General features: G+C 31.3%; 24 protein-coding genes. 4 read left to right on the top strand and 20 right to left on the bottom strand.

What is annotated here, in order from left to right; genetic code table 11:
- The first annotated feature begins 24 nt into the window (after positions 1-24).
- Complete coding sequence (locus Q4517_RS11255; protein WP_303509303.1) at positions 25-747, top strand: YebC/PmpR family DNA-binding transcriptional regulator; 723 nt, start codon at positions 25-27, stop codon at positions 745-747.
- A 288-nt stretch (positions 748-1,035) separates the two neighbouring features.
- Here Q4517_RS11255 and Q4517_RS11250 read toward each other — a convergent pair whose 3' ends face one another.
- From Q4517_RS11250 to Q4517_RS11190, 13 genes are all read right to left on the bottom strand, one after another.
- Entirely contained in the window at positions 1,036-2,811 is a 1,776-nt protein-coding gene (locus tag Q4517_RS11250; RefSeq protein ID WP_303509300.1) for a von Willebrand factor type A domain-containing protein, read from the bottom strand.
- A gap of 99 nt (positions 2,812-2,910) precedes the next feature.
- The gene (locus Q4517_RS11245) at positions 2,911-3,966 is read right to left on the bottom strand and encodes an AMP-binding protein (protein WP_303509297.1); all 1,056 of its coding nucleotides are present in this window, start codon (positions 3,964-3,966) and stop codon (positions 2,911-2,913) included.
- Between the two features lie 13 nt (positions 3,967-3,979).
- Positions 3,980-4,924: a CPBP family intramembrane glutamic endopeptidase gene (locus Q4517_RS11240; RefSeq protein ID WP_303509294.1), complete on the bottom strand. Its 945-nt coding sequence runs from the start codon at positions 4,922-4,924 to the stop codon at positions 3,980-3,982.
- Positions 4,925-4,926: 2 nt separating this feature from the next.
- On the bottom strand, positions 4,927-5,964 hold the full coding sequence (locus Q4517_RS11235; RefSeq protein WP_303509290.1) for an o-succinylbenzoate synthase: 1,038 nt from the start codon (positions 5,962-5,964) through the stop codon (positions 4,927-4,929).
- Positions 5,965-5,975: 11 nt separating this feature from the next.
- Entirely contained in the window at positions 5,976-6,494 is a 519-nt protein-coding gene (locus Q4517_RS11230; RefSeq protein WP_303509289.1) for an SRPBCC family protein, read from the bottom strand.
- 26 nt (positions 6,495-6,520) lie between these two features.
- On the bottom strand, positions 6,521-7,198 hold the full coding sequence (locus Q4517_RS11225; protein ID WP_303509287.1) for a metal-dependent hydrolase: 678 nt from the start codon (positions 7,196-7,198) through the stop codon (positions 6,521-6,523).
- A gap of 26 nt (positions 7,199-7,224) precedes the next feature.
- Entirely contained in the window at positions 7,225-8,145 is a 921-nt protein-coding gene (menA, locus tag Q4517_RS11220; protein WP_303509349.1) for a 1,4-dihydroxy-2-naphthoate octaprenyltransferase, read from the bottom strand.
- An 82-nt stretch (positions 8,146-8,227) separates the two neighbouring features.
- Positions 8,228-8,599 (bottom strand): hypothetical protein, encoded by a 372-nt coding sequence (locus Q4517_RS11215; RefSeq protein WP_303509285.1) that lies wholly within the window; start codon positions 8,597-8,599, stop codon positions 8,228-8,230.
- A 169-nt stretch (positions 8,600-8,768) separates the two neighbouring features.
- Positions 8,769-9,215, bottom strand: a complete 447-nt coding sequence (locus tag Q4517_RS11210; RefSeq protein ID WP_303509284.1) for a hypothetical protein — start codon at positions 9,213-9,215, stop codon at positions 8,769-8,771.
- Positions 9,216-9,320: 105 nt separating this feature from the next.
- A complete protein-coding gene (locus tag Q4517_RS11205) occupies positions 9,321-10,100 on the bottom strand; it encodes a (Fe-S)-binding protein (RefSeq protein WP_303509282.1) in 780 nt (259 codons plus the stop codon).
- 71 nt (positions 10,101-10,171) lie between these two features.
- Entirely contained in the window at positions 10,172-11,491 is a 1,320-nt protein-coding gene (locus Q4517_RS11200) for a 4Fe-4S dicluster domain-containing protein (protein WP_303509281.1), read from the bottom strand.
- Positions 11,492-11,574: 83 nt separating this feature from the next.
- Entirely contained in the window at positions 11,575-12,537 is a 963-nt protein-coding gene (locus Q4517_RS11195) for an MlaD family protein (RefSeq protein WP_303509278.1), read from the bottom strand.
- 65 nt (positions 12,538-12,602) lie between these two features.
- Positions 12,603-13,775, bottom strand: coding sequence for an N-acetylmuramoyl-L-alanine amidase (locus Q4517_RS11190; RefSeq protein ID WP_303509277.1), 1,173 nt, complete (start codon positions 13,773-13,775; stop codon positions 12,603-12,605).
- Between the two features lie 94 nt (positions 13,776-13,869).
- Here Q4517_RS11190 and Q4517_RS11185 point away from each other — a divergent pair, with 94 nt between their 5' ends.
- The 3 genes from Q4517_RS11185 to Q4517_RS11175 all read left to right on the top strand — a co-directional run bounded on the left by Q4517_RS11185 (position 13,870) and on the right by Q4517_RS11175 (position 17,725).
- Positions 13,870-16,572 (top strand): putative LPS assembly protein LptD, encoded by a 2,703-nt coding sequence (locus Q4517_RS11185; protein ID WP_303509276.1) that lies wholly within the window; start codon positions 13,870-13,872, stop codon positions 16,570-16,572.
- Between the two features lie 63 nt (positions 16,573-16,635).
- Positions 16,636-17,016: a RidA family protein gene (locus Q4517_RS11180; protein WP_303509275.1), complete on the top strand. Its 381-nt coding sequence runs from the start codon at positions 16,636-16,638 to the stop codon at positions 17,014-17,016.
- A gap of 85 nt (positions 17,017-17,101) precedes the next feature.
- Positions 17,102-17,725: a cysteine hydrolase family protein gene (locus Q4517_RS11175; protein WP_368506468.1), complete on the top strand. Its 624-nt coding sequence runs from the start codon at positions 17,102-17,104 to the stop codon at positions 17,723-17,725.
- A gap of 89 nt (positions 17,726-17,814) precedes the next feature.
- On the opposite strand, the gene Q4517_RS11170 is transcribed toward Q4517_RS11175, so the two are convergent.
- From Q4517_RS11170 to nagB, 7 genes are all read right to left on the bottom strand, one after another.
- Positions 17,815-18,177, bottom strand: coding sequence for a methylglyoxal synthase (locus tag Q4517_RS11170; protein WP_303509273.1), 363 nt, complete (start codon positions 18,175-18,177; stop codon positions 17,815-17,817).
- A gap of 65 nt (positions 18,178-18,242) precedes the next feature.
- Entirely contained in the window at positions 18,243-19,235 is a 993-nt protein-coding gene (gene gap / locus Q4517_RS11165; protein ID WP_303509272.1) for a type I glyceraldehyde-3-phosphate dehydrogenase, read from the bottom strand.
- A gap of 24 nt (positions 19,236-19,259) precedes the next feature.
- Positions 19,260-20,243, bottom strand: coding sequence for a 6-phosphofructokinase (pfkA, locus tag Q4517_RS11160; RefSeq protein WP_303509270.1), 984 nt, complete (start codon positions 20,241-20,243; stop codon positions 19,260-19,262).
- 49 nt (positions 20,244-20,292) lie between these two features.
- Positions 20,293-21,174: a BadF/BadG/BcrA/BcrD ATPase family protein gene (locus Q4517_RS11155; RefSeq protein ID WP_303509268.1), complete on the bottom strand. Its 882-nt coding sequence runs from the start codon at positions 21,172-21,174 to the stop codon at positions 20,293-20,295.
- Positions 21,175-21,732 carry a LacI family DNA-binding transcriptional regulator gene (locus Q4517_RS11150; RefSeq protein WP_303509266.1) on the bottom strand — a complete coding sequence of 186 codons (558 nt, stop codon included), beginning with the start codon at positions 21,730-21,732 and terminating at the stop codon, positions 21,175-21,177.
- A complete protein-coding gene (locus tag Q4517_RS11145) occupies positions 21,722-23,857 on the bottom strand; it encodes a family 20 glycosylhydrolase (RefSeq protein WP_303509264.1) in 2,136 nt (711 codons plus the stop codon). Before Q4517_RS11145 ends, Q4517_RS11150 begins: the two co-directional genes overlap by 11 nt.
- Positions 23,799-25,733: a glucosamine-6-phosphate deaminase gene (nagB, locus tag Q4517_RS11140; RefSeq protein ID WP_303509261.1), complete on the bottom strand. Its 1,935-nt coding sequence runs from the start codon at positions 25,731-25,733 to the stop codon at positions 23,799-23,801. Before nagB ends, Q4517_RS11145 begins: the two co-directional genes overlap by 59 nt.
- Between the last annotated feature and the right edge of the window lie 75 nt (positions 25,734-25,808).

Genomic DNA, 25,808 nt, shown 5'->3' with positions numbered 1-25,808 from the left:
AAGCAAAATTAAAACAGCATACACATGGGAAGAGCATTCGAATTTAGGAAAGCAAGAAAAATGAAACGTTGGTCAGCCATGGCTAAAACCTTTACTCGTATTGGTAAAGATATCGTTATGGCAGTTAAAGAAGGTGGGCCAAACCCTGAAACCAACTCTCGTTTACGTGTAGTAATTCAAAATGCGAAGGCTGCCAACATGCCGAAAGATAATGTTGAGCGCGCTATTAAAAAAGCTTCTGATAAAAGTACTGAAAACTATAAAGAAGTATTATTTGAAGGATATGCGCCTCATGGAATTGCTGTTTTGGTAGAAACTGCTACTGATAATAATAACCGTACAGTAGCTAATGTACGTGCTGCTTTTAACAAGTGTAACGGAAATTTAGGAACTTCTGGATCAGTTGCTTTTATGTTTGACCACGTGGTTAACTTTAAAGTAAAAGAAGATTCATTAGGAATGGATTTAGAAGAGTTTGAAATGGAAATGATTGACTTTGAAGTGGAAGAAGTTTTTGCCGACGAAGAAGATAGTTCAGTTATGTTGTACGCTCCTTTTGAACAATTTGGTGCTATTCAAAAATATTTAGAAGAAAATAATATTGAAATTCTTTCTTCTGAATTTGAACGTATTCCAACAACCACTACTGCGATTTCAAACGAACAAAAAGAAGAGGTAAACAAACTTTTAGAAAGGCTGGAAGAAGATGATGACGTAAATAACGTATATCACTCAATGGAAGAATAAGCCTTTTCTTTCTTTATAAAACTTAAAAATCCAACGATAAAGATCGTTGGATTTTTTTATATATTTATCCAAAACAAACTTCTTACTATTAAGATTTTCTACAAAAAAAAGGATCGAATCAATATAAATAAGCAGAAAAAGCAAGCTTTACAAAATAGATAAAGAAGAAAACTACAATGCTAAACGATTCGGAATGAGTTTAATTGATTATAAAAAAGCTTTTGACACTAAAGGTTTTTTAGATGTTGACAGGTAAAAAACAGGGCATTTAACCCTGTTTTTTTATTCTTAATTATACGTTTTCACTAATCTAACAAACTCTGCTTTATAACCATCCTTGTCCTCTCCTATTTCTCCCTCTATCAAGCTAAGTATATCTTCAACTTTTGCCTTGTTTTTAAATTTTGATTTGCTTAATTGCATTCCAAATAAAGCTACCACTGAAATAAAATTCATATCATTCGTTGGTGCCAATACTTCATTTTTTACAGTTTTCACTAACTCTATGCTCTTAGTCCCTTTTGGTAATTTATACCTAAACTTCACAGTTAATAATTCATCATTAAAATTATTCAGTTGTTTATTTTGAGTATACTTTAATTTAGGTAGTTTTTTTAGAAATTTACTTTTTACTCCTACAGGAATTACCTCATACAATGCTGTTACTGTATGACCACTACCTAACTCACCAGCATCTTTTGTATCATCTACAAAATCTTCATCATTCAACAATCTGTTTTCATATCCTATTAAACGATACGCTTGTACTTTTTCTGGGTTAAATTCTACCTGAATTTTTACATCCTTTGCAATAGTATATAAAGTACCTCCAAATTCTTTACCAAATACTTTTTGTGCTTCTTGCATCGTGTCGATATACGCATGGTTTCCATTTCCTTTATCTGCTAAAATTTCTAATTTATCATCTTGATAGTTGCCATAACCAAAACCCAATACAGATAGAAATACTCCTGATTTTCTTTTTTCTTCTATTAACTCTTCCATTTCAACATTGCTTGAAGCTCCTACATTAAAATCACCGTCTGTAGCTAAAATAACTCGGTTATTTCCATCTTTTATATAATTATCCTTTGCTAGTTTGTAAGCTAACTCAATTCCTTCGCCTCCTGCTGTTGAACCTCCTGCTTCTAGTTGATTCAAAGCCTCTAATATTGTTTCTTTTTCATTTCCTGATGTAGGCTTTAAAACAACTCCTGCTGCTCCTGCATATACAACAATTGCTACTTTATCTCTTTCTCTTAACTGATTTACCAATAATTTAAAAGCAGATTTTAATAAAGGTAATTTATTATGATCTGACATAGAGCCTGAAACATCTATCAAAAAAGTTAAGTTTGATGCTGGTAAATTTTCTTGTTTATACTCTTTTCCTTTTAATCCAATTCTTATCAACTGAGTATCTTTATTCCATGGAGTCGTAACAATTTCTGTAGTGATTGAAAAAGGATATTTTCCTTTAGGTTGCGGATAGTTATAATCAAAGTAATTAATCATTTCTTCAATCTTGACTGCTTCCTTTGGTATTTTTTGACCGCTATTAATCATTCTTCTTATATTACTGTAAGAAGCTTTATTAACATCAATAGAAAATGTAGACAAGGGAGCGTTTACAGGGCTTTTGAAAATATTTTCACTTCTTCCTGCATACGAATCTCTATTTTCAATTTGATTATATCCTCTAATGCTAATAGCTTTTGAGACCGATGATTTTCTCCTTTTTGAAATACCGTAGGCTTCTACTACAACTTCTTCTAAAAGATCATCATTCTTCATTATTATATTAATTACAGAACTTTCTTTTACCTTTTCTTCTGCGGTTTTCATCCCTACAAAAGAAAACACTAAAACGTCTCCCTCACTTGCAGTGATAGAGTATCTTCCATCAAAATCAGTTTCAGTTCCAATAGTAGTTCCTTTTACCACAATAGTAACTCCTGGTAACGGACCTGATTCATCTGAAACTACACCTGTTATTGTTCTTTGTTGTGCTGCAAGTGCTATTGAACTCAACAATATCATTGCATAAAATAGTTTTTTTAACATAGTTTTTCGTTTTAAAGTTTATATAAAACTAGCTAACACTATATTTTTATAAAACCTTAAATGAGTAAACAAGTTTATTAGAAAAGTGAACGATACTTTTTAGTGAGGTAAAGTTTTAGTGAGTGTTTTTTTACGTTGGATTTTTTTTGTTTCAGTTTCTATAAATTTATCCACAAAATAAACTACTTTCGGAATTTCATACTTAGTAAGACCCAATAAATTTCTCACTTCGTTCAAAATGACGTCATTTTTCTCTCCTTCTACAATCAAAACTAGCTTCTCTCCTAGCTTTTTATCATTGATACCTGTAACAAAAAAACGATTCGGAATAACTTTCGATAGCTTCTCTTCTATTTTCTCTGGATGTAGTTTAACTCCTCCAGAATTAATCACGTTGTCATAACGCCCTAACCATTCAAATTCTGTTTTTGAAATCAAGTGAACTACATCATTTGTTACAACTTTTTCTTCAGAAACTTTAGACGCGTCAATAATTAAACAATTTCGATTGTCTTGAGATAATTGTACGTTTGGTAATGTTTTATAATGAGATTTCTCACTATCATTAGAAATGACATTGTTTAACTTTTTAACGGCAATATGCGTAATTGTTTCTGTCATTCCGTAAGTAGCAAAAATTTCGGTTGATTTATCTTGAATGGCTTCAATTAAATCATTTGCTACAACTCCTCCACCTACAATAAGCTTCTTTATTTTATGTATACTAGCCAAAGAGCTTCTTAACTGTAAAGGTACCATCGCGGAAAAATCATACTCTTTTATAATTTCAACTTTAGAAGTTAGGGCGACCACATCAATACTCCACCCTAAAGTCAGTGCACGCACTAGCATCATCTTTCCTGCAATATAATCAGTTGATAAACACAATAAAGCTGTAGTATTTTCTTCTAAGTCAAAAAAAACTCCTGTAGCTTTTGCTGAGTTTATCATAAACTCTTTTTTTAACGAAATTGGTTTAGGTTTTCCCGTAGAACCTGATGTTTGCACTACTACAAAATCTTCCGTATTAAACCAATCTGATAAAAATTGATATACAGAATCGTTTATAGTCTTCGAAAAAGTCAATAATTCATCTTCATTAGAAAAAGACTTTCCGTTTAACTGAAAACTATTATGAAAGTTTAGATTGCCCACTTTGTTTGGAGTGCTATTTTGTTGTTATTACTGGTTTTTCTATGTTACCAAATAGTTTTTCTTTCCAGTTTCTCCAGCCATATTTTTTTGAAAACAGTAGCAACATTAAAGGATACAAAACAAATACAGGCAAAAACATTTCTATACCTACCGAAGGGTCTGAAGTGTCTACGAATAAAGCATCTGTTTGAAAAACAGTCCAATCGGTTGTTACTAAGAATGCTGCTACAATATTGTTAATAGCATGCAAACCTAATGCTAACTCTGTTCCTTCATCCATTAAGGTTGTAATTCCAAAGAAGAAACCTGTTCCTATATAAAATACCATTGAAATATATCCTAGCTTCTCTACTTCTGGATTTGCTCCATGTAGTAATCCAAAAGCTACTGAGGTTACTATTAATGGAACCCATTTGTTTTTAAACCAAGTTCCTAATCCTTGCATAAAATATCCTCTGAAAAGTAATTCTTCAAAACTTGTTTGAATCGGTAAAAACAAAAATGATACTGTTACTAAAGTGAAAAAAGGAAGAGCTTTAAAATTCCAAGTATAATTTTCTGGAGATAAAAGAATATCAGAAGACACTACTATTATAGATAGTATTCCCCATACAAAAAAACCAAACCAAAAACGACTCCAGTCTATTTTTGCTCTGCTTGTTATAACTGTTTTAATTGCCCTTTTATGAATGTATTTTACTCCTAAAAACAATGAAACTAATCCAAAAGCAAACATTGCAACCATCATAAATAAAAACAAGTTCTTATTTATTCCTAAACTCATAAAGCTATCATCCGAAGCTCTTAAAAACTCATTTGTACTTTCAGAATGTAAAACCGCTGTAACAGCTAAAGGAATTACACCTATAAATTGCCATCCAAATAAAACTATAAAAATAACTAGTAGGTATAAGTACCACTGATTTTGCCCTTTATATGCTTGTTGTATAAAATTCATTGTTAAATATTAAAGTTCCAATTTCTATCAACATTATATCCTAAACTGCCGTCTGAAACTTCTAACGGACTTTCAAAATTATTGGTAAACAAACTTCCTGTTCCTAACCCTTGTGGTAATGGATTGTTTAACGTGTACGTCCATTGTGCGATTGCATTTAACCCTATATTACTTTCTAAAGCACTAGTTATCCAATTACCTGCGTTATGGTTAGATGCTATTTGAATCCATTCGCTACTTCCTTTAAATCCTCCTACCAAACTAGGTTTTAAAATAATGTATTCTGGTTGAATTGTAGCAATACATTTTTCTTTTTCTTCGAAAGAAAATACTCCTATCAACTCTTCATCTAAGGCTATTGGTAATGGAGTTTTTTCACATAAACTTGCCATTTCCTGCCATTGTCCTTGCTTTATAGGTTGTTCAATAGAATGTAATTCCAATTCAGATAGCCTTTGTAATTTCTCTAAAGCGTTTTTAGGTAAAAATGCTCCATTGGCATCTACTCGTAACTCTATTTCTTTTACTGAAAATTCTTTTCGGATAGATTGTAATAATTCAATTTCTGTATTAAAATCTATCGCTCCAATTTTCATCTTTATAGTAGTAAAACCTTGTTGCAACTTATCTTTTATTTGCTGCTGCATAAAAGCTTTATCTCCCATCCAGATTAATCCGTTTATGGAAATTTGCTGTTTTCCTTTGGTGAAATCTGATGGAAATAATTCAAATGGTGTTTTACTTTCTAAGGATAAGAATGCTTGTTCTAATCCAAATTGTATCGAAGGGAACTCAATGAGTTCAATTAACAATTTTTCTAAACCAAAATTAATGTTGTTACACACCCACTGTAATTTCTCTTCATAATCAGGTCTATCATCAGCACTTAATCCGCGAAATAAACCACATTCTCCAAAGCCTTTCTTTCCTTCTTTTTCTAAAATTAAAAACCAGGTTTCTTTGGTTCTTAAAACTCCACGAGAAGTTCCGCTGGCTTGTTTAAAGTTCAGTAAGTATTTATGGTAGTAAGCTTTTATCAATTGTAAGTTTTTTAATTATGAGCTTCAGAAGCTTTTTTAAAATTATCTAAATATTGTTGACTCATTTTTTTTAGTGCTCCTTTAAAATATGGAAACAAGCAACTCATTACATAAGAATCACTAGTACAAGTAGTAGTTTGTAGTATCTTGGTTTTATTTCCTTCTGAAATAAACTCATAATCATCAGTTTTTAGCATATTCTCTGCATCATAACCTATAGTAAATCTTTTATTATTTTCATATTCCAAAACTTGCTGAGTTATTGTGATTAGTCTCCCTTTATTTTCAATCTTCACCTTATAAGTACTTCCTATTTTATTAGGTTTTTCTTCTAAGGTTTCTAGTGATTTTACTTCTGGCATCCATTGTTTCATTAACTCTACATTTTGAAAATCAACAAACACTTCGTTTACAGGTTTATCAACACTCACTTCGTTAGTGTATACAACTTCTTGTATAACTAAACCTGTTAAAAAAAATGCAAGAATTAAAACTGTTATAATTCCTAAAATTATCTTGATTGCTTTCATATATAATACCTAAATAAAAGGTTTACTTAAATAGTTATTGTTTGTCCAATTTCTAAAATCATCAATTCTTTTTTAGCTTGATTGAATTTTTCTTTGGCTTCATCTATATTAATTTCTATTGGAGGAAAGGTATTAAAATGACATCCTATTACCTTATCACAAATTACTAGGTCACTAGCTATAATAGCGTCATCAACTCCCATTGTAAAATTATCTCCTATTGGAAATATAGAGGCTGTTAAATTGGTTGACATCGGTATTAATTGCATATCCATTGTTACCGCTGTATCTCCTGATATGTATAATGATTTTTCTCCTGCGGTAATTACGAATCCTCCGGGTTGACCTCCATAGCTTCCATCAGCAAACGAAGAAGTATGAATTGCGTTTACATATTTGGCTGAAAAGGTATCATTAGTATAAGTACCTCCATGATTTACTGGGTGTCCTTTAAGTTTTTTTACTTCATAATATGTTACAATCTCATAATTTGAAACGATTATAGCGTCTGTTCTTTCTGCAATACGTTCTACATCTAACACATGGTCTTGATGCGCATGTGTAAGTAAAATATAATCTGCTTTTACTTGATCTACATCTATATTTGAAGCTAGAGGGTTTCCTGTAATAAAAGGGTCAATTAATACGTGCGTTCCGTTAATTTCAATACCAAAACATGCATGACCGTAAAAAGTGATTTTCATAAATTGTTTTTTTTGGGTTAATAAAATTACAATATTTGACCTAATCCAAATAAAATCGAAAATAAAAAGGTACTCAGTGCTACTTTTTTAAGTTCAGCATCTAACAACGCTTCTTCTTTGTTTTTATATACAAAAACTACGTGTTTTACTAAAGGGATATAAGCTATAACAAACAAAAATTGATATGGTGATTGAAACTTGATAACCGTATACAATAGTGCAACTATAAAAGACACTACAATAAGGAAGTAATGATACAATTTTCCTGACTCTGCTCCCATTTTTACAACTAGTGTGTTTTTTCCTGATTTAGCATCGTTTTCTCTATCTCGCATATTGTTTAAATTTAATACAGCAGTACTTAATAGTCCAACAGTGATTGCTGGCAAGAAAACAATAAAATTTAGTTGTTTAGTGTATAAAAAGTAGGTTCCAACTACTGCTAACAAACCAAAGAAAATAAAAACGAAAATGTCTCCAAATCCGCTATAACCATAAGCTGATTTTCCTACGGTATATTTTATAGCAGCAACAATTGAAGCTATTCCTAGTCCAAAGAAAATTACGGAGTATAAAAAGTTATCTTTTCCAAAGGATACGTAAATCAATAACAGTGCAACAACTAATGTAATGATTCCAGTTACTAACATCGCATTTTTCATTTGCCTTGGGGTAATAACTCCAGACGAAACCATGCGTGCTTCTCCATCTCTATTATCGTCAGTTCCTTTTATACCGTCTCCATAATCATTCGCAAAATTAGATAATACCTGAAAACCGATTGTTGTGAGTATTGCTAACCAAAAAATCGGAGATTCTAATAAGTTTATCGTACTGTCTGCATACAATACGCTATTAAATCCTAAAAATGCTCCAACAATAATGCCTGATACGGACAACGGTAAGGTGCGTAAACGTGCTGCTCTTATATAGTTTTTCATTGAAATAATATGATTTTCAAAGATAAGTTTTTTAGACATAAAAAAAGGAAAGCTGAGCTTTCCTTTTTTCTTAAAGTATATGAGTAGTTTACTTATTTACTACAGCATTAAAACCTACTTTTGTTCCAGGTTTATCTATAAAATATTCTCTTTTGTCCACCAAAATGTTATCTCTAAGGATTTCCATTGTTATCGTATAAACACTAAAATTATCTGTAGCTTTATCTTCGTATTCAAAAGCTACGTTTGCAGCAAAGTTGATTTCATCTGTATAAGATTTCTTGTAAGGAAAAACATTAGTTGTTCTAGTGTTATCATACTTAAAGAAACCTGATTCTAGAAAAACAGTTTTAATCTTTCCATTGTTGTTATTACTTGTAATATTAAACATTATTGTTGAAACCGCTCTATTTCCGTCAAGAGAAAAATCGGCATCCTCACATGATGTTAATAAAACCAAACATAAAAAGGTATCTCATTCTTTTATTTTTTTGAATTATTTTTCACAAACTTACTACAAAGAAAAAAGTGTACTACTCTCGTAATACACTTTTAAGAACACTTTATATTTATAGGTATCAAATCTGTTTTTTCTAAGAAAAATTTAGAGATAGAATTAAAGGAAAGTATTAGTCTTCAAAGTATTCTTTAAAATCAAATGAAATACTTGCTGTATCATCTGGTTTAGCTATTGCTTTAGTAGTCTCTACTTTTAACTCCCCCTCTACAAACATTTTTAAGGTAACATCATATGTTACAAAAGATTCATATTCTGCTATTGATTCTGAAACTGTTCTATCTTGATAAGAAAAAGTAGCCTTTGTATAATAGCTCACCTCCTGATTTATAGTTTTATCATAAGGTAAATTAGCATTTCCTTCACTTTTACTATAAAAACTTATTTCTCCAATAGAACCATCATTTATTTCTTTTATTAAAATGGAGTTGTGTTGTTCTTCAGTTGCTACTACAAACCTTACATCGAGATTTAATGGTTCTTTTTCCCAAGGTTCTATGTTTTTTGTACAAGAGTTTAATACTAAAGTTGCCACAACTAAATAAAGTAGTTTTTTCATCATAATTATTTTTTGAGTTAGACTTTATCTTTTTCAATTTTTATGCCAAAAAAAGCGTGTTACAAAATGTAACACGCTTTTTTACCACTAAATATTTTATTTAACTTATAGGTTATTAGCTTCCGCAATTAACTCGGCAATATCTTTTACTTGTATTTGCGATTCTTTTTCTTTGAATTTTACACCATCAGTCATCATTGTATTACAGTAAGGACATCCAGTAGCTATAATTTGTGGGTTTGTTTCTAAGGCATCTTCTGTTCTTAACACATTAATATCTTTATCTCCTTTTTCAGGTTCTTTAAACATTTGTGCTCCTCCTGCTCCACAACATAATGCCGTTGATTTATGACGTTTCATTTCCGTCATTTTCACCCCTAAACGACGAATTAATTCACGTGGACTTTCGTACACATCATTTGCACGTCCTAAATAACATGGATCGTGATATGTTAAACGCTTACCGTTTAAATTTTCGTCTTCAATGGTTAAACGTCCTTCTTTGATTAATTTGCTTATATATTGTGTATGATGATACACTTTATACTTCCCTCCTAATCCAGGGTATTCATTTTTTAATGTATTGAATGAATGCGGATCACACGTAACAATTGTTTTTACTTCGTAAGCATTTAAAACTTCTATATTAGTAACAGCCTGCATTTGGAATAAAAACTCATTTCCTGCACGTTTTGCTGCATCTCCTGTTGAGCTTTCTTCTGTACCTAATACTGCAAAATCAACTCCTGCTTGTTGTAATATTTTTACGAAGGCTCTTGTTATTTTTTTTACTCTATCATCGTAACTTCCTGCAGCTCCTACCCAAAACAACACTTCTGGTTGTTTTCCTTGAGCCATCATTTCTGCCATTGTTGGTACTACCATAAATTGTGATTTTTTGAATTATAACTTACGATTTATTACTTATTCGTAGTTCATAATTAGTCATTAAAAAATTATTCTTCGTCTTTCCAGTTTAATCTATCCATTTGACTGTACTGCCATGGCGCTCCGTTATTTTCAATATTGGTCATCATCATATTTAACTCTTGCGGAGCTGCTGATTCTTCCATTACTAAATAACGACGCATATCCATAATAATGGATAATGGATCGATACCGATAGGACATTCTTGTACACAAGCATTACAACTTGTACATGCCCATAATTCTTCTGGAGTAATATAATCGTTTAACAACTGCTTACCGTCATCTTTAAACTCTCCTCCATTAGCATCAATATTTTTTCCTACTTCTTCTAAACGATCACGTGTTTTCATCATGATAGCACGTGGAGACAATTCTTTTCCTGTTAAGTTTGCAGGACAAGATGATGTACAACGCCCACACTCAGTACACGTATAAGCATTCATCAACTGTACCCAATTTAAATCGGTTACATCCGATGCTCCAAATTTCTCTGGTTCTCCTTCGTCCTCTCCTTCTTCAGGCATTGCATACGGGTCAGCATCAGGATCCATCATCATTTTTACTTCTTTTGTTACTGCTTCAAGGTTGTTAAACTGTCCTTTTGGTTTTAAGCTTGCAAAAAACGTATTTGGAAAAGCTAACAAGATATGCAAGTGCTTAGAATAGTATAAATAATTTAAGAAAATTAAAATTCCTACAATATGTAACCACCAAGCTGTTTTTTCGATAGTATGTAATGCTTCTGGCGAATATCCGTCGAACCAAGGCGCTATAAACTGTGATACTACATTTCCTACTCCTGCTTCTTGAAAAGGAATATCTGTTGCATTCATTACTAAAAATAAGGTCATTAACACCATTTCGAAGTATAAAATGATATTACCATCATTTTTAGGCCAGCCCTCCATTTCTTTATTCCAAAAACGTTTTACTTTTTCAATATTTCTACGGAACCAAAAAATTGTTACTGCCACAAACACCAACAACGCTAACACTTCAAAATTACCAATTAGGAATCCGTATAAAGCATTTCCTATAATTGGTTGAAAAACGCGGTGTGTACCAAATAGTCCATCAATAACAATTTCTAACATTTCGATATTGATTAAGATAAACCCAACATACACAACAATATGTAAAATACCTGAAACTGGACGGCGTACCATTTTATATTGTCCTAAAGCTATTTTCGCCATGTTTTTCCATCGCTCAGGTTTTCTGTCTGTTCTATCTACGTCTTTTCCTAATTTGATGTTTCGTATTAGCTTACGAACATTCATTACAAAATACCCTATACCTGCAATTAAAATAATTGCAAAAAAGAGGTTTGGCAAGTAATTCTCCATTGTCTTTAATTATTTTTACTCTGTTATACCTATTACTTCTTCAGTTTTTAAGAGATTATAGAATATTTTAGTTGTTGTTTTGTTTAGTTGTTGCTGTTACTTTTATTATTTTCCTCGTTATATGGTTTTGGTTTTTTACCAAATAACGAAAAATGTACAAATCGTTTTGGGTTCAACTTCATTTCTCTTAACAGTTCTTCTAATTCTTTAGATGCATTTGTTAAATTAGTGTACATCTTTTCATCAGTCATTAACTTTCCTAAAGTTCCTTTTCCTGATTTCATATTCGCTAATAGACCATTAACATTTACCAAAGTTGCTTCGAGTTTTTTAACCGATTCACCTAAATTAGCTTTTGCTAAATCTTCAGATACTTTTGAAAAATTATCTGTAATTTTTTTTGTGTTTGCAAAGGTCGTATTTAAGTTTTCTTTATTATCTACCAACAATGTATTTACTGAGGCTAATGTCTTACGCACATCGTATATAGTACCCTCTAACCCTAAAATACTTCTATTTAAACTTTTACGAGATTTTTCATCTAATACTTGATTAAAGCCTATTAATAAAGAGTCTGCTCCAACCAGAACATTCTCTAGTTTTGCCTGAATAGGATTTAATTTTTCGCCTACTGATGAAAATATATCTGATTCAACTTCTCCTTTTAAAAAGTCTCCTGATTTGGCTATTTCTCCGTCATATTTAGGAACAATTGCTAAACTTTGACCTCCCATTAAACTTGCTGAATAAATTTTAGCAATACTGTTTTTGGAAAAATTAAAGTCAGTATCTAATGAAATCTTTACAATTAAGTTCCCCTTTTTATCTGGTTTTCCATTAAAGCGAATTTCATCTACCTTACCAACCTTTAATCCATTAATAGTTACCGAACTTGCCTCGTTAAGACCATTAATATTGTTGTACTCTACAAAAAAGTGTCTTGCATTAGCACTGAACAAATCTTGTCCTTTTAAGAAGTTATACCCCCAAATAAACAGTGCAATAATAACTACAGCAACAATTCCTGTTTTTAGTTCTTTAGACATAAAATATATTTATACGAGCGAAAATAATAATAATTTTGCGAGTATAAATATAGAATACCTCTAAATTAACGGTTTTTCAATGCTTCTTTAATTGAAATTCTTTTTCCATTTTTAAAAGCTACCACCCAAGCATCTTTATATCCTTTGCTTCTTACTTTTGGTAAAACCTTTTTTATTCCTACTAAACTTGATGAGTTTCCATAGTAATATTTATAGTAATTATCTATAAATAAAGACTCAACATTTTCTAACCCTTTGAAACTGTTTATTGAAAGTTTTTTTCTTGATGCAGCTATTTGTACTCTAAACACAACACCTGTTGACACTAATGTTGGTGATATATTTTCTTTTTTGACAATTTGCTTAAGTTTCTCTTTTTTTATAACTGGGGTAGAAACTTCCTCTTCCACTAACGGTGCATTAACTGTTAAGGTTTCGCTAATCGTATTTAACTTTAATCGTTCAAAGTACTTTCTTATTGCTTGAGCTATTGACTTTGCCATTCTAATTTGCCCTTTTCTAGAATTTAGAAATTTACCTTCATTTTTATTAGTCAAAAAACCTAACTCTATTAAAACACTAGGCATAACTGTTTCTCTTAATACTAAAAAATTTGCTTGTTTTACCTTTCTATTATTTCTTTTAATTGCTACAAAATTATTTTGAACTAAACCTGCAATACCTAAACTATTTTCTAAGTTTTCTTCTTGAAGTACTGACAAACCAATTACTGATTCTGGTGAGTTCGGGTCATAATCATAATTTTGCTTATAATTATCCTCTAATAAAATTACAGAGTTCTCTTTTTTAGCAATCTCTAGGTTTTCTTTATTTCCACTTAATCCTAAAACAAAAGTACTTGCTCCATGCGGATCTGATCTCCTAAAAGCATCACAATGTATAGACACAAATAAGTCCGCTTTTTTATCATTCGCTATTTTAGCTCGGTTGTGCAACTCTACAAAAACATCTTTTTTACGGGTATAAACTACTTGTATATCTTTTGAAGTTAACAACTCCTTACCTACATCTAATGCTACTTTTAAGGCTATGTTTTTTTCTCTAAAACCATTTCCTAAATTTCCTGGATCTTTTCCTCCATGACCAGCATCTAAAACAACAGTATATTTTTTTTGAGCCGAAACCGATAATATACCCCCATACAAAACAGTAAAAAAGGTTAGAATGATTAAGCTTGTTTTTGAGATATTATATTTACGGAAATTTAAGAATTGCATCAATAAAATTTAACTATTTTTGGTTTTTAAAATATAGGCATTCAAATAGCACGCCAAAGTTTTTAAATATAACACAAAAATAGTATTAATAATATTGCGAGCAAATCCAACTTACATACTTTTAACTTTCTATCTTTTTTGTTTTCAATTAAGTACTGCACAAGAATTTGGCAAGAAAGGCATTACTCCTCAAAAAACTAGCAAAGACTCTATATTTACTAGTCCTAAAGACACTTTAATAGGTTTAAAAAGCAATGCTCTTATTAATAAAAAAAGAGATACTATTGTTAACGATTCTATTAAACCAAAAGAAGTAATTGACGGTATTATTACTCATGATGCTGAAGATTATACCATACAAAACGCCAAAGAAAAAACAATTACCTTATATAATAAAGCCCAAGTAACATATACTGACATTGACTTAAAAGCTGGAATTATTATTCTGGATTATAAAAACAATATGGTATATGCTAAAGGTATAAAAGATAGCACAGGGTATCATCAAAGACCTCAATTTAAGCAAGGAGGACAAGAATCTGAACAAGACTCTATTCTTTTTAACTTTAAAACTAAGAAAGCTTTAGTTTATGGTGTTAAAACAAATCAAGCAGGAATTATTACTTATGGAGAAAAAACAAAACGGGTAAATGACTCTACTATTTATATGCGTCGATTGCGTTTTACTACTTCAAAAAAGAAAATTCCAGATTATTATATTCAAACAAATAAAGCAAAACTAGTTCCTGGTAAAAAGATTATTGTTGGTGGTAGCAATTTAGTATTGGCAGACGTTCCTACTCCTGTATATTTACCGTTTGCATATTTTCCTTTAACAGATAAAAGAACTTCAGGGTTTATTATTCCTTCTTGGGGGGAAAGTAATAACCAAGGTTTTTTTATGCAAAATGGAGGATACTATTTTGCTTTAAGTGACTACTTTGATTTAACTGTATTAGGAGACTTATACACCAATGGTAGTTGGGGATTAAATGCTTCCTCTAACTATTATGTTCGTTATAAATTTAGCGGAAGTTTTAGTGTTCGTTTTGAAAATATTATTAGAGGTATACGTGGTTTAAGCGATTATCAAAAGTCCACCAATTTCAACCTTAGATGGAGCCATAGTCAAGATTCTAAGGCGAGTCCAAACTCTCGTTTTTCTGCTTCTGTTAACTTAGGAAGTAGTAAGTATTATCGTCAATCTTTAAACGAATTTAATAGTTCTCAGTTCTTAAACAACACGTTGAGCTCGTCTGTTTCATACTATAAAAATTTTGTAGGTACTCCTTTTAATGTGAGCGTAACTGCTACTCATTCGCAAAATACCAATACAGAATCCATTACTATGACGCTTCCATCATTACAACTTAATATGGATCGTATTTATCCTTTTGCAGGAAAAGGAGGAATTAAAAAGAACCCTATTCAAAAAATGGGTATTAATTATAGTATGCAAGGTCAATATCAAATTAATACTACAGATGACGAGTTTTTTACCGCTAAAATGTTTCAAACGGCAAAAAAAGGTATACAACATAACTTGAGTACCAATACCAGTTTAAAAGCTTTTAAATACTTTACATTATCACCTAGTGTAAACTATAAAGATGTTTGGTATTTTGATCAAATTAAAAAGCGATACGACCCTACTGCTATAAACAGTGATGGTAATTTTGGTGCTGCTGTTAATGATACTATCAGTGGCTTTACTCGTTATAATGAATATAACTTTGGAGTTTCTTTATCTACAAACATCTACGGTACATTTAACTTTAAAAAAGGACGTTTAAAGGCTATTCGACATACAATTAGACCCTCTATTTCATACGGATATCGTCCAAATTTTGCTGATGATTACGATTTAACAGTTCGTCAGAGTTCTGACCCAAGTGACTTACTAACCTATTCTCCCTTTGAGGGTGGCATTTATGGAACACCTGGAAGTGGAGTTTCAAATTCTATCGGTATTTCCGTAAACAATGTTTTAGAGGCTAAAGTAGCACCGAAAGATCCTGACAGTGATGAAGAGGATAAAAAAATCACGATTCTTAACAACTTGAATTTTAGTACAAGTTATAACATAGCTGCTGATAGTTTACGCTGGTCTCCTGTGAGAGCAAATGCTGGTACACGTCTTTTTAAAGACAAGCTAGCTTTAAACATGAATGCTACTTTTGATCCGTATCAAGTGAACAGCAAAGGACAAAGAATAAATAAGTTTAACGGTAGTCTTCTTAGAATGACTAATTTGGGGGTAACAGCTAATTATTCCATTTCTAGTAAAGATTTTGAAAAGAATAAAGATGGTGAAGATGACGCTGACAACAAAAATGGAAATGGCGCACAGGATACACCAGATGTTTTTGGAGAAGGTATAGGCTCTACTAATGGGTTTCCTAACAACACCAATAACAAAAATAAAGAAGGCGAAACAAAAGAAACAGAACTCTACAAAGCCAAAATACCTTGGACTCTTAATTTAGCTTACTCTATGAGTTACACTAATAACGGATTAACAAGCCAAATAGGTAATAATACGTTAATGTTTAGTGGTGATGTAGAACTCTCCCCTAAATGGAAAGTTGGTTTTTCTTCTGGTTATGATGTTAAAGACAATGCTTTTACTTATACTAGATTAAATTTTTCAAGAGATTTAGATAGTTGGAGATTTAATTTTAACTGGACTCCTTTTGGTGTTAACTCTTCTTATAATTTCTTTATTGGGGTGAAGTCTTCAGTATTGAGCGATTTAAAATGGGATAAAAACAAACCACCAGATAGAGTATTATTCTAGGAATTAGAAAAATCTAACTTCCCCTTTTTAACAAAACAAACAACTTTATAAACTCAAACAAAAATGAAAAAAATAATCACAACAGATAAAGCTCCTGCCCCAATTGGTCCATATAATCAAGCGGTACTTAGTGGGAATACTTTATACACTTCTGGACAAATAGCAATTAACCCTGAAACTGGTGAATTAGTTTTAGATTCTATTGAAGCAGAAACCAAACAAGTAATGCAAAACATGAAAGAAGTATTAGCTTCTGCTGGCATGACATTTGAAAATGTTATTAAAACATCTATTTTTATTTCAGACATGCATAACTTTTCAAAAATTAATGCTGTTTATGGTGAATATTTTAACGATGCTACTGCTCCCGCTCGTGAAACAGTAGAAGTTGCTAACTTACCTAAGTTTGTAAATGTTGAAATTAGTATGATTGCTGTTAAATAGTTTTTTTAAAAAACATTTTTTTATCTGACGGTATCACTTCTTTAAAACGACAGATACCTTAACCTTTATAAGTAATATAAAGCAAATGAAAAGAATTTTAATTCTAGTAGTATTGACAATCTTTACTGTCAATCTTCAAGCCCAGAAAAAGGAAAATATGAAAACAGCCTTAATATTAATTGACATTCAAAATGATTACTTTCCAAATGGAAAAATGGAGCTCTCACAACCTGAAAAAGCAAGTTTAAATGCTAAGAAAATTTTGAATGAGTTTAGAAATAATAAACTTCCTGTTATCCATATTCAACATAAATCAACTCGCTCTGGTTCTTCTTTTTTTATTCCAAAAACTCAAGGTGTGGGGATTCACAAAAACGTGAAACCAATAGACGGGGAAAATATAATAACCAAACACTTTCCAAACAGTTTTAGAGAAACCGAATTACTAAAAACTTTAAATGAAATAGGAGTGAAAAAGTTGGTGATTTGTGGAATGATGACACATATGTGTGTGGACGCAACAACAAGAGCAGCCAAAGACTTTGGTTTTGAATGCATTGTTATTGGAGATGCTTGTGCAACCAAAGATTTAGAAGTAAATGGAGAAAATGTAAAAGCTAGCGAAGTTCAAAAATCTTTTCTAGCCGCCTTAGATTATTATTATTCAGACGTATTGACAACTGAAAAATTTCTTAAAAACCATAAATAAGCGTTATACACAAGACAAGGAGCGAAACGTTTTAATAAATTACCATAAAAAGAGAAGCAATTATTGTTTCTCTTTTTATTTATAATCTTTTAAATTGCTTTAATTAACAGTTCTGCTGTTGCAGGATTCGTTGCTAACGGAACATCATGTACATCGCATAAACGCATTAACATAGATATATCTGGTTCATGTGGGTGTTTTGCTAAAGGATCTCTGAAAAACAATACCATTTGACATTTCCCTTCTGCTACTCTACCAGCAATTTGTGCATCGCCTCCAATAGGTCCTGATAAATATTTTGTTACTTCAAAACCTGCTTTTTCAGCTTTTTCTCCTGTTGTTCCTGTTGAGATTAACTGGATGCTTTTTTGACGTAAAACTTCTTTATGTTCATTTAAAAACTGAACCATTTCAGCTTTCATTCCATCATGTGCTATAATTGCTATTTCCATAAAATAGTGTTTAAAAAAAATCCCGCTAAAAGCGGGAATACAATATTACAAAATATTTTATGTTTTTATAAAGATGCTGAATACTCTAATAAATCTACAATTTTTGTAGCGTATCCAAACTCATTATCGTACCAAGAAATTACTTTAAAAAAGTTTTCATTTAACTCTAAACAAGCGTCTGCATCTATTACAGATGTTCTTGTTTCAGAAACAAAATCTTGTGATACTACTTCATCTTCTGTATATCCAATAATTCCTTTTAACTCACCTTCCGAAGCTTCTTTTAAAGCTGATAAAACTTCTTTTAATGAAGTTGCTTTTTCTGTTCTAAATGTTAAATCTACTAAAGAAACATCCGCTACAGGAACTCTAACTGCCATTCCTGTTAATTTCCCTTCTAATTCAGGAATAACTTTAGTTACCGCTTTTGCTGCACCTGTTGACGTAGGAATGATGTTATTTACTACTGAACGTCCTCTTCGCCATTTTTTATTAGGGCCATCAACTGTGTTTTGTGTTGATGTTGCTGCATGAACTGTAGTCATTAACCCTTCTTTCATCCCAAAATTATCGTGAATTACTTTTGTTAACGGGCCTAAACAGTTTGTGGTACACGAAGCATTAGAAAAAACTACTTCATCACCTTTCAAATCTTTATGATTTACTCCCATTACATACATATTAGCATCTTTAGAAGGTGCTGAAATAATTACTTTTTTCGCCCCTCCAGTAATATGCAGTGCTGCCTTATCTTTATCTGTAAAAAAACCAGTAGATTCAATTACATATTCTGCCCCTGCTTCATTCCATCTCAAGTTTTCAGGATTTCTTTCCGCAGTAATTCTTATTGTTTGTCCATTTACAACTAAGTTTCCTTCTTTAACTTCAATATCTCCTTCAAAACGTCCATGAACAGAATCATACTTCAATAAATAGGCTAAATAATCTACCTCTAACAAATCGTTAATAGCCACAACTTGGATGTTGTCTCTTTTTATTGCAGAACGGAACGCTAATCGACCAATTCTTCCAAATCCGTTAATTCCTATTTTTATCATTATTAATAAATTTTATATTCGTGTTTAAGTGGTCATTATATCTGATACCCTTAGTAACTCAGTATCGATTTTATGTTGACCTTTGATTGCTTTTTCTAAATTGGTAGCAACTACTTTATTATCTTTTAAGCCCACCATCAAATTGGTTTTTCCGTCAAGTAATAACTCAACAGCGCTTACTCCTAACCTACTTGCTAAAACCCTATCAAAACAAGTTGGTGATCCTCCGCGTTGCATGTGACCTAATACAGATACTCTTACTTCGTATTCAGGTAGGTTTTTCTCAACATAATCTGCTAATTCAAATACATTTTTTCCTGTTTTATCTCCTTCGGAAACAACTACAATACTTGATGATTTTCCTGACCTTCTACTTTTCTTTAATGACTCTAATAGCCTTTCCAACCCTAAATCTTCTTCAGGAATCAAAATTTCTTCTGCTCCAGCTCCTACACCAGCATTTAATGCTATAAACCCTGCATCACGCCCCATAACCTCAACAAAGAATAGTCTGTCATGAGAAGATGCTGTATCTCTTATTTTATCAATTGCTTCTACGGCTGTGTTTAAAGCAGTATCATAACCAAGTGTATGACTTGTTCCTGAAATATCATTATCTATCGTACCAGGAATACCTATTATAGGAAAGTTGAATTCTTTATTAAAAATTACTCCTCCTGTAAAAGAACCGTCTCCTCCAATTACCACTAAAGCATCCACCTTGTTCTTTTGTAAACTTTCATAGGCTTTTTGCCTTCCTTCTTTAGTTCTAAAATCTTTTGAACGAGCCGATTTTAATATGGTTCCTCCTTTGTTGATAATATTATTTACACTTCGTGCGGTTAACGGAGTTAGGTCTCCTTCTATCAACCCTTGATATCCTCTATAAATCCCCATACAATCTATATGGTAATAGGCACTGGCCCTTACTACAGATCGTATCGCTGCGTTCATTCCAGGAGAATCTCCCCCAGAAGTCATTACTGCTATTTTTTTAATTTTCTTCATAAATATCGAATATCAAATTTACTCAATTAAAGTTATTCTTCCATAAAAATTAAGAAAATGATTTTTCCAATAGCTTAGGGTTATTTTGTATTTTTTGTATGAACATTGTAAGTGGTCTTCTTATAAATAAAGTTACTGGTTTTAAATTATTTTTTGCCAATTCGTCATTTATTATTTTTTTAGCATGGTATGCTACCGAACCAATAAAATACAGAGGTTTTTTTTCTAATTCTTCTTTGTAAGTTATTAATTGTTTATTAATAAATTCTGAAACACAAGATGCTACCAACTCTTGTACATAACTGTTTTCTATATTGGTAAATAAAAATCGAGCGTATTTTGCTAGGTACTTATTAGGTGTTTTTGAATTGTATAATTTAGATAATACTTTATCTGAGTTTAAGTTAAACTCTTTTTCAAAAGAAAACTTTAAATCGCTAGGTAATTCATTAAAATAGTAAGCTTTTAACAGCTGTTTCCCTAAATGATTACCACTACCCTCATCCATTAATAAATATCCCATTGATGTTATGCGTTTTTGTATTTTATTTCCATCAAAAAAGCAACAGTTTGAACCTGTTCCTAAAATACAAACTACTGATGGTTCTAAAGACGCTGATAACACTGCTAGCATTATATCTTCTTGTATTTCTATTTTTTTTGCATTGCTATAATAATGTAACAAAACACTTTGTATTTTTTCTTTACTTTTTTCATTGTTACATCCTGCTCCAAAAAAATATATAGAACTAATTTCTTCTTTACAAACTATCAATTCTTTTGAACTTCTAATAGTTTTATGAATTGCTTTCTTTTTTAAGATCGACGGATTTATTCCTTTTGTTCTAATTCTAGACTGAATGCTACTTTCGTTGACATTAAGAACAATCCAATCACATTTTGTAGAACCACTATCTGCAATTAAAATCATTTATGAGGTTTTTGATTTTATTCGGAAAATTAAATCGTTAATTACTTTTTTTCCCAAGGTTAACCCTTCTATTTGGTTTACTTTTAACAAGCTGGCTTCATTTTTACTATCTTTCTTACGGACTATTGTAAAAAGTGTACCTTTTAGTTGTTTGGTATAGTCACTAATTGAAATATTATGAGTGTAAACTATGAGTCCATCTATTAAATCGTCTGATAGTAATTTTATGTATTTGCTTTCTCTTTGCAGGCTATTACATGTTTGATATAGCATTACTCTGTGTTCTTTACTACTGGTTTCCTCTATGATTGCATTGATAAAATTATATATAAAATCGTCTTTAAAATTTGGTACAATTACTCCTATAATATAATTCTTTCTTTTTTTTAAGTTCTTTGCAAAAAAATTAGGCTTGTAGCATAAAGACTTTGCAACATCATTTATATTTTTCTTTGTTACATTGCTTATTTCATAACTGTTATTTAGTGCTTTTGAAACTGTAGATATTGAGAAACCAGTTTTTATTGCTATTTCTTTTAATGTAACATTACTCTTCATTATTAATACTTTTATGAAGAGTTAACAATGAATAGTTATATAGTTTTTCTATGCTTTTTATAACCATTAACTCTGTATCTTCTAATGGTGTTTTTAAAAATTCTATTTGTTCTTTCAATTCTTTTCTATCTTTCTCTGATAACTCTGAGCTTTGTAAGATCTCTATACAAAATAATGCTGTTTTATGTAATGATTTGTAGTGTTTCTTATACTTCTTTAAAATAGGGTTGTTTGGTAACTTTAAAAAATCTGTATAACCTTTTTCCCACTTAATAAAATATTTAATTATTTCTGATTTTTTTGCTTCGTTGGGTGTTTTAATAAAATCACTTACTAAAGTATTAAAGGTATATGCATCTGCTGCATCTGCTGTACAAGCATCTGCAAAAAGTATAAAAGGTGAAAACGTTTTATACTCTGTACCTTCTTTATTTCTGGTATAGACTTTTAAAGGTTCGTATATCCCAGTCAACACCTTTAACGGTTCAATTGTATTTGTCTTTGTTATATTTCTTAAAATAACTTCTACACTACCTTTATTAGTTATCCCTACAAGCTCCAAATTATCATTAACTACTACTAACCTTTTACGCATATTAGCGATATTATTTACTTTTTTAGAGGACCAAAAGCGTTCTGCTATTGCTGCTGTTCTAGGCCAAATACGTGAATCTATAGTTAATGGTGTTACCAATTCACTCCACATTGTTACTTCTCCCCCTAAAACTCTTTGCTCTTCTTTTTTTGTTAACTTTTTATTACCAACAGGGTCAATCATGTAGTGGTAATTAACTGACTGTAATCTATCGATATAATAATCGTTAGACAATACAACATTGTAACCTTTTTTTACCGCTTTTACTAAAGTCCCTTTTTCAAATCCCTCATTTGCCCCTCTCCACGAATGAATAATAGCGGTTTTAAGCATGTCTTTCGTCATTATTTCATCCCACCCCATTAACTTTTTATTGTATTTTGATAATATTTTTTGAAGCTTTATATTAAAATATGTTTGTAACTCATGATTGCTTTTAAGATTATGCTCTTTTTTAAATTTTGAAATTTCTTTATTTTCATTCCAATGTTTACCCTCATTTTCATCTCCTCCAATATGAAAATATTCATCAGGAAACAACGTTATTACTTCTGAAAATAATTTATCTAAAAACACATATACCTCTGTATTAGTGGGGTCTAATGTTGGGTCAAAAACACCTGAGTAACGCTCTAATTCATATTTCTCATTTTTTTTGCTTCCCAACTCAGGATATGCTGTTAATATTGCTGTTGCATGTCCTGGTACATCTATTTCTGGTATCACACGAATACCTAAAGAATTAGCATAATTAATTACATCTTTTATTTGACTATGTGTATAATAAAGATTGTCTGATGCTTCTTTATGTAGCTTTGGAAAAATTTTTGATTCTATTCTATAACCTTGGTCATCTGATAAATGCCAATGAAAAACATTCATCTTTAAAGCTGCCATAGCTCTTAAGTTTCGCTTAATAACATGTACTGGTTGAAAGTGTCTCGCAACATCTATCATTAAACCTCTCCACACAAACCTAGGAGTATCTTTAATTAGTACCCCAGGAATGAAAAACTTTTCTTCATCAAAAGCTATTAACTGTACCATTGTTTCAAGAGCTCTAATTGCTCCAACATCCGTTTTAGCCTTTATTAACAACTCTTGCTCTTTTACTTCTAAAACATAAGATTCATCTACATGAATACCAAGTTCTTCTACTTTATCAAACTCAACTTTAATTGTTGTGTTTTTAGCATTTAACCTTGGAAAACCTTCATTTATAAAAACACCTGTTTTATTTGTTATCCGTCTTATAATATTTGTTGCATAATTATATACTCGACCTTCTTTTTTTTGCACACTTATAGTAAAATTAGCATCAACTACAAGCTTAGTATTAGTTTTTGTTAACTCTTGCGGCCATGGCATTAAGTTAAGCTCGTTCCTTAAGTTGTCTTGTGCTTTTAAGCTAATACAGATTAGCCACAAGACAATAAATATGTTTTTAGAAGATATAATCATGAAATAGTTTTTAGAAATAATGTCTTTTAAATGCTTCGATTGCTGCGTAATTTGCCATTCCCAAATCATGATATTTTTCAGCAGTTAATCTATTTCTGTCTTCTGCTCTTACCCAGAATTCTCTTATATCATCTCCTCTAAACATTACTTTATCTTTTTGTGATTGGTGATAAAAAATAGCATGTCGTTTTTTTACAACTTGATCTGGACTAAGTGGTACTGCCATTTCAATCTCAAAAGGCTCCCATTCAAACCATGCTCCTCTATACAACCATACCCAGCAATCTTCCATCATTTTTTTAGGTTTTAATTGTTTTAATACTTCAAAAAGTGCATCTAAACACACTTTATGGGTTCCATGAGGGTCGGCTAAATCACCCGCTGCATATATTTGATGAGGCTTTACCTCTTCTATCAAATCACACATAATTTTTACATCAACATCAGATAAGTTATTTTTCTTTACTTTCCCTGTCTCATAAAAAGGAAGGTTTAAAAAGTGTACAAATTCATCTGGTAATCCTAAATAACGAGTAGCAGCATATGATTCTGCTTTTCTTATTGTTCCTTTTAAAAGTTGTACTTCTTTTGAAGCCACAGCTCTTTTATTATTTTCATTAATCTTAGAAATCACTTTATCTAAATGATTCTTATCTGTAGTAAGTACCTTAGCTACCTCAGCAAACTTTAAAGCATCCTCATCGGTCACAGCAATACTACCAGAGGTTTGGTAAGCCACATGAACCTCGTGCCCTTGCTCTATTAATCTATCGAAAGTACCTCCCATAGATATTACATCGTCATCTGGATGGGGACTAAAAATGATTATTCTTTTTTTATGAGGTGTTTCCCTTTCTGGTCTATTTGTATCATCTGCATTAGGCTTTCCTCCTGGCCATCCTGTAATAGTGCGCTGTAAGGCGTTAAATATTTTTATATTTAAACTGTAAGCACTTCCCTCTTCTGCTAACAGTCCTGACATTCCGTTTTCATTATAATCCTTATCTGTAAGCTTCAAAATTGGTTTTTTCACTTTCTCACTTAACCAGAAAACAGCTTTCTTTTTTAGTTCTTTATTCCAAAAACAAGACATAACCAACCACGGTGTTTTTATTCTTGTAAGTTCTGAAGCCGATTCTACATCTAAAATAAATGTAGTATTCTTATGGTCTTGCAGGTAAGTAGCTGGTATTTGTGGAGATATTTTTCCTTCAATAGTATGTTGTATAACTTTTGCTTTGTTTACCCCCCATGCTAATAAAACAATTCTTTTTGCCTTTTTTATGGTACTTATTCCCATAGTAATTGCTTTTTTAGAAACATTATCTATTCCTAAAAAACTTGAAGCTGCATCTTGCCTTGTAACATGATCTAGGGTTATGCTTCTTGTGCTTGAGTTATAGTGAGACCCTGGTTCGTTAAAGCCTATGTGACCTGTTCTCCCAATTCCTAGTAACTGAAAATCTAACCCTCCTGCTTCTTTTATTTTTAATTCATAATCTATGCAATATTGATAAATCTCTTCTGATGATAAAGTTCCATTCGGAACATGAATGTTTTCAGATAAAATATCTACATGATTGAACAAGTGCTCATGCATAAAATAATAGTAACTCTGTACATCATTAGGCTTCATCGGTAAATATTCATCAAGATTGAAAGTAACTACATTATTAAAACTTAAACCTTCCTCTTTATGTAATCTTACCAACTCTTCATAAACTTTAATTGGTGAAGAACCTGTTGCTAATCCTAAAACACATTTTTTATTTTCTTTAGCTTTTTGTTTAATTAAATCAGCTATTTCATGTGCTACTATTTTTGAAGCTTGGAGTGAATTATTAAAAATTATATTATGGATTTTCTCAAATCTAGTTTCTTCGAATTGCCCTGCTGGTTTATGAACAATTGCTTCTCTATTATAGGTTTTTATGTCTCCAATCATGGTTTTCGTCTTTTAGGTAAATGTATTTATTACTTATCTTTTTCATCTTTTTTTTCGACTAAAAGCAGTAAACAC

It is taken from the genome of Tenacibaculum sp. 1_MG-2023 (assembly GCF_030547425.1).
Lineage (GTDB): Bacteria > Bacteroidota > Bacteroidia > Flavobacteriales > Flavobacteriaceae > Polaribacter.
Note: the sequence above shows the minus strand (reverse complement) of the source record. Positions and strands in the feature narration are given on the sequence as shown.

Coding starts and splice junctions, on each gene's coding strand:
- Q4517_RS11255 (WP_303509303.1), top strand. CDS start 25: ATGGGAAGAGCATTCGAATTTAGGAAAGCAAGAAAAATGAAACGTTGG.
- Q4517_RS11250 (WP_303509300.1), bottom strand. CDS start 2,811: ATGTTAAAAAAACTATTTTATGCAATGATATTGTTGAGTTCAATAGCA.
- Q4517_RS11240 (WP_303509294.1), bottom strand. CDS start 4,924: ATGAATTTTATACAACAAGCATATAAAGGGCAAAATCAGTGGTACTTA.
- Q4517_RS11230 (WP_303509289.1), bottom strand. CDS start 6,494: ATGAAAGCAATCAAGATAATTTTAGGAATTATAACAGTTTTAATTCTT.
- Q4517_RS11225 (WP_303509287.1), bottom strand. CDS start 7,198: ATGAAAATCACTTTTTACGGTCATGCATGTTTTGGTATTGAAATTAAC.
- Q4517_RS11210 (WP_303509284.1), bottom strand. CDS start 9,215: ATGAAAAAACTACTTTATTTAGTTGTGGCAACTTTAGTATTAAACTCT.
- Q4517_RS11205 (WP_303509282.1), bottom strand. CDS start 10,100: ATGGTAGTACCAACAATGGCAGAAATGATGGCTCAAGGAAAACAACCA.
- Q4517_RS11200 (WP_303509281.1), bottom strand. CDS start 11,491: ATGGAGAATTACTTGCCAAACCTCTTTTTTGCAATTATTTTAATTGCA.
- Q4517_RS11195 (WP_303509278.1), bottom strand. CDS start 12,537: ATGTCTAAAGAACTAAAAACAGGAATTGTTGCTGTAGTTATTATTGCA.
- Q4517_RS11190 (WP_303509277.1), bottom strand. CDS start 13,775: ATGCAATTCTTAAATTTCCGTAAATATAATATCTCAAAAACAAGCTTA.
- Q4517_RS11180 (WP_303509275.1), top strand. CDS start 16,636: ATGAAAAAAATAATCACAACAGATAAAGCTCCTGCCCCAATTGGTCCA.
- Q4517_RS11175 (WP_368506468.1), top strand. CDS start 17,102: ATGAAAAGAATTTTAATTCTAGTAGTATTGACAATCTTTACTGTCAAT.
- Q4517_RS11170 (WP_303509273.1), bottom strand. CDS start 18,177: ATGGAAATAGCAATTATAGCACATGATGGAATGAAAGCTGAAATGGTT.
- gap (WP_303509272.1), bottom strand. CDS start 19,235: ATGATAAAAATAGGAATTAACGGATTTGGAAGAATTGGTCGATTAGCG.
- pfkA (WP_303509270.1), bottom strand. CDS start 20,243: ATGAAGAAAATTAAAAAAATAGCAGTAATGACTTCTGGGGGAGATTCT.
- Q4517_RS11155 (WP_303509268.1), bottom strand. CDS start 21,174: ATGATTTTAATTGCAGATAGTGGTTCTACAAAATGTGATTGGATTGTT.
- Q4517_RS11150 (WP_303509266.1), bottom strand. CDS start 21,732: ATGAAGAGTAATGTTACATTAAAAGAAATAGCAATAAAAACTGGTTTC.
- Q4517_RS11145 (WP_303509264.1), bottom strand. CDS start 23,857: ATGATTTGGGAATGGCAAATTACGCAGCAATCGAAGCATTTAAAAGAC.
- nagB (WP_303509261.1), bottom strand. CDS start 25,733: ATGATTGGAGACATAAAAACCTATAATAGAGAAGCAATTGTTCATAAA.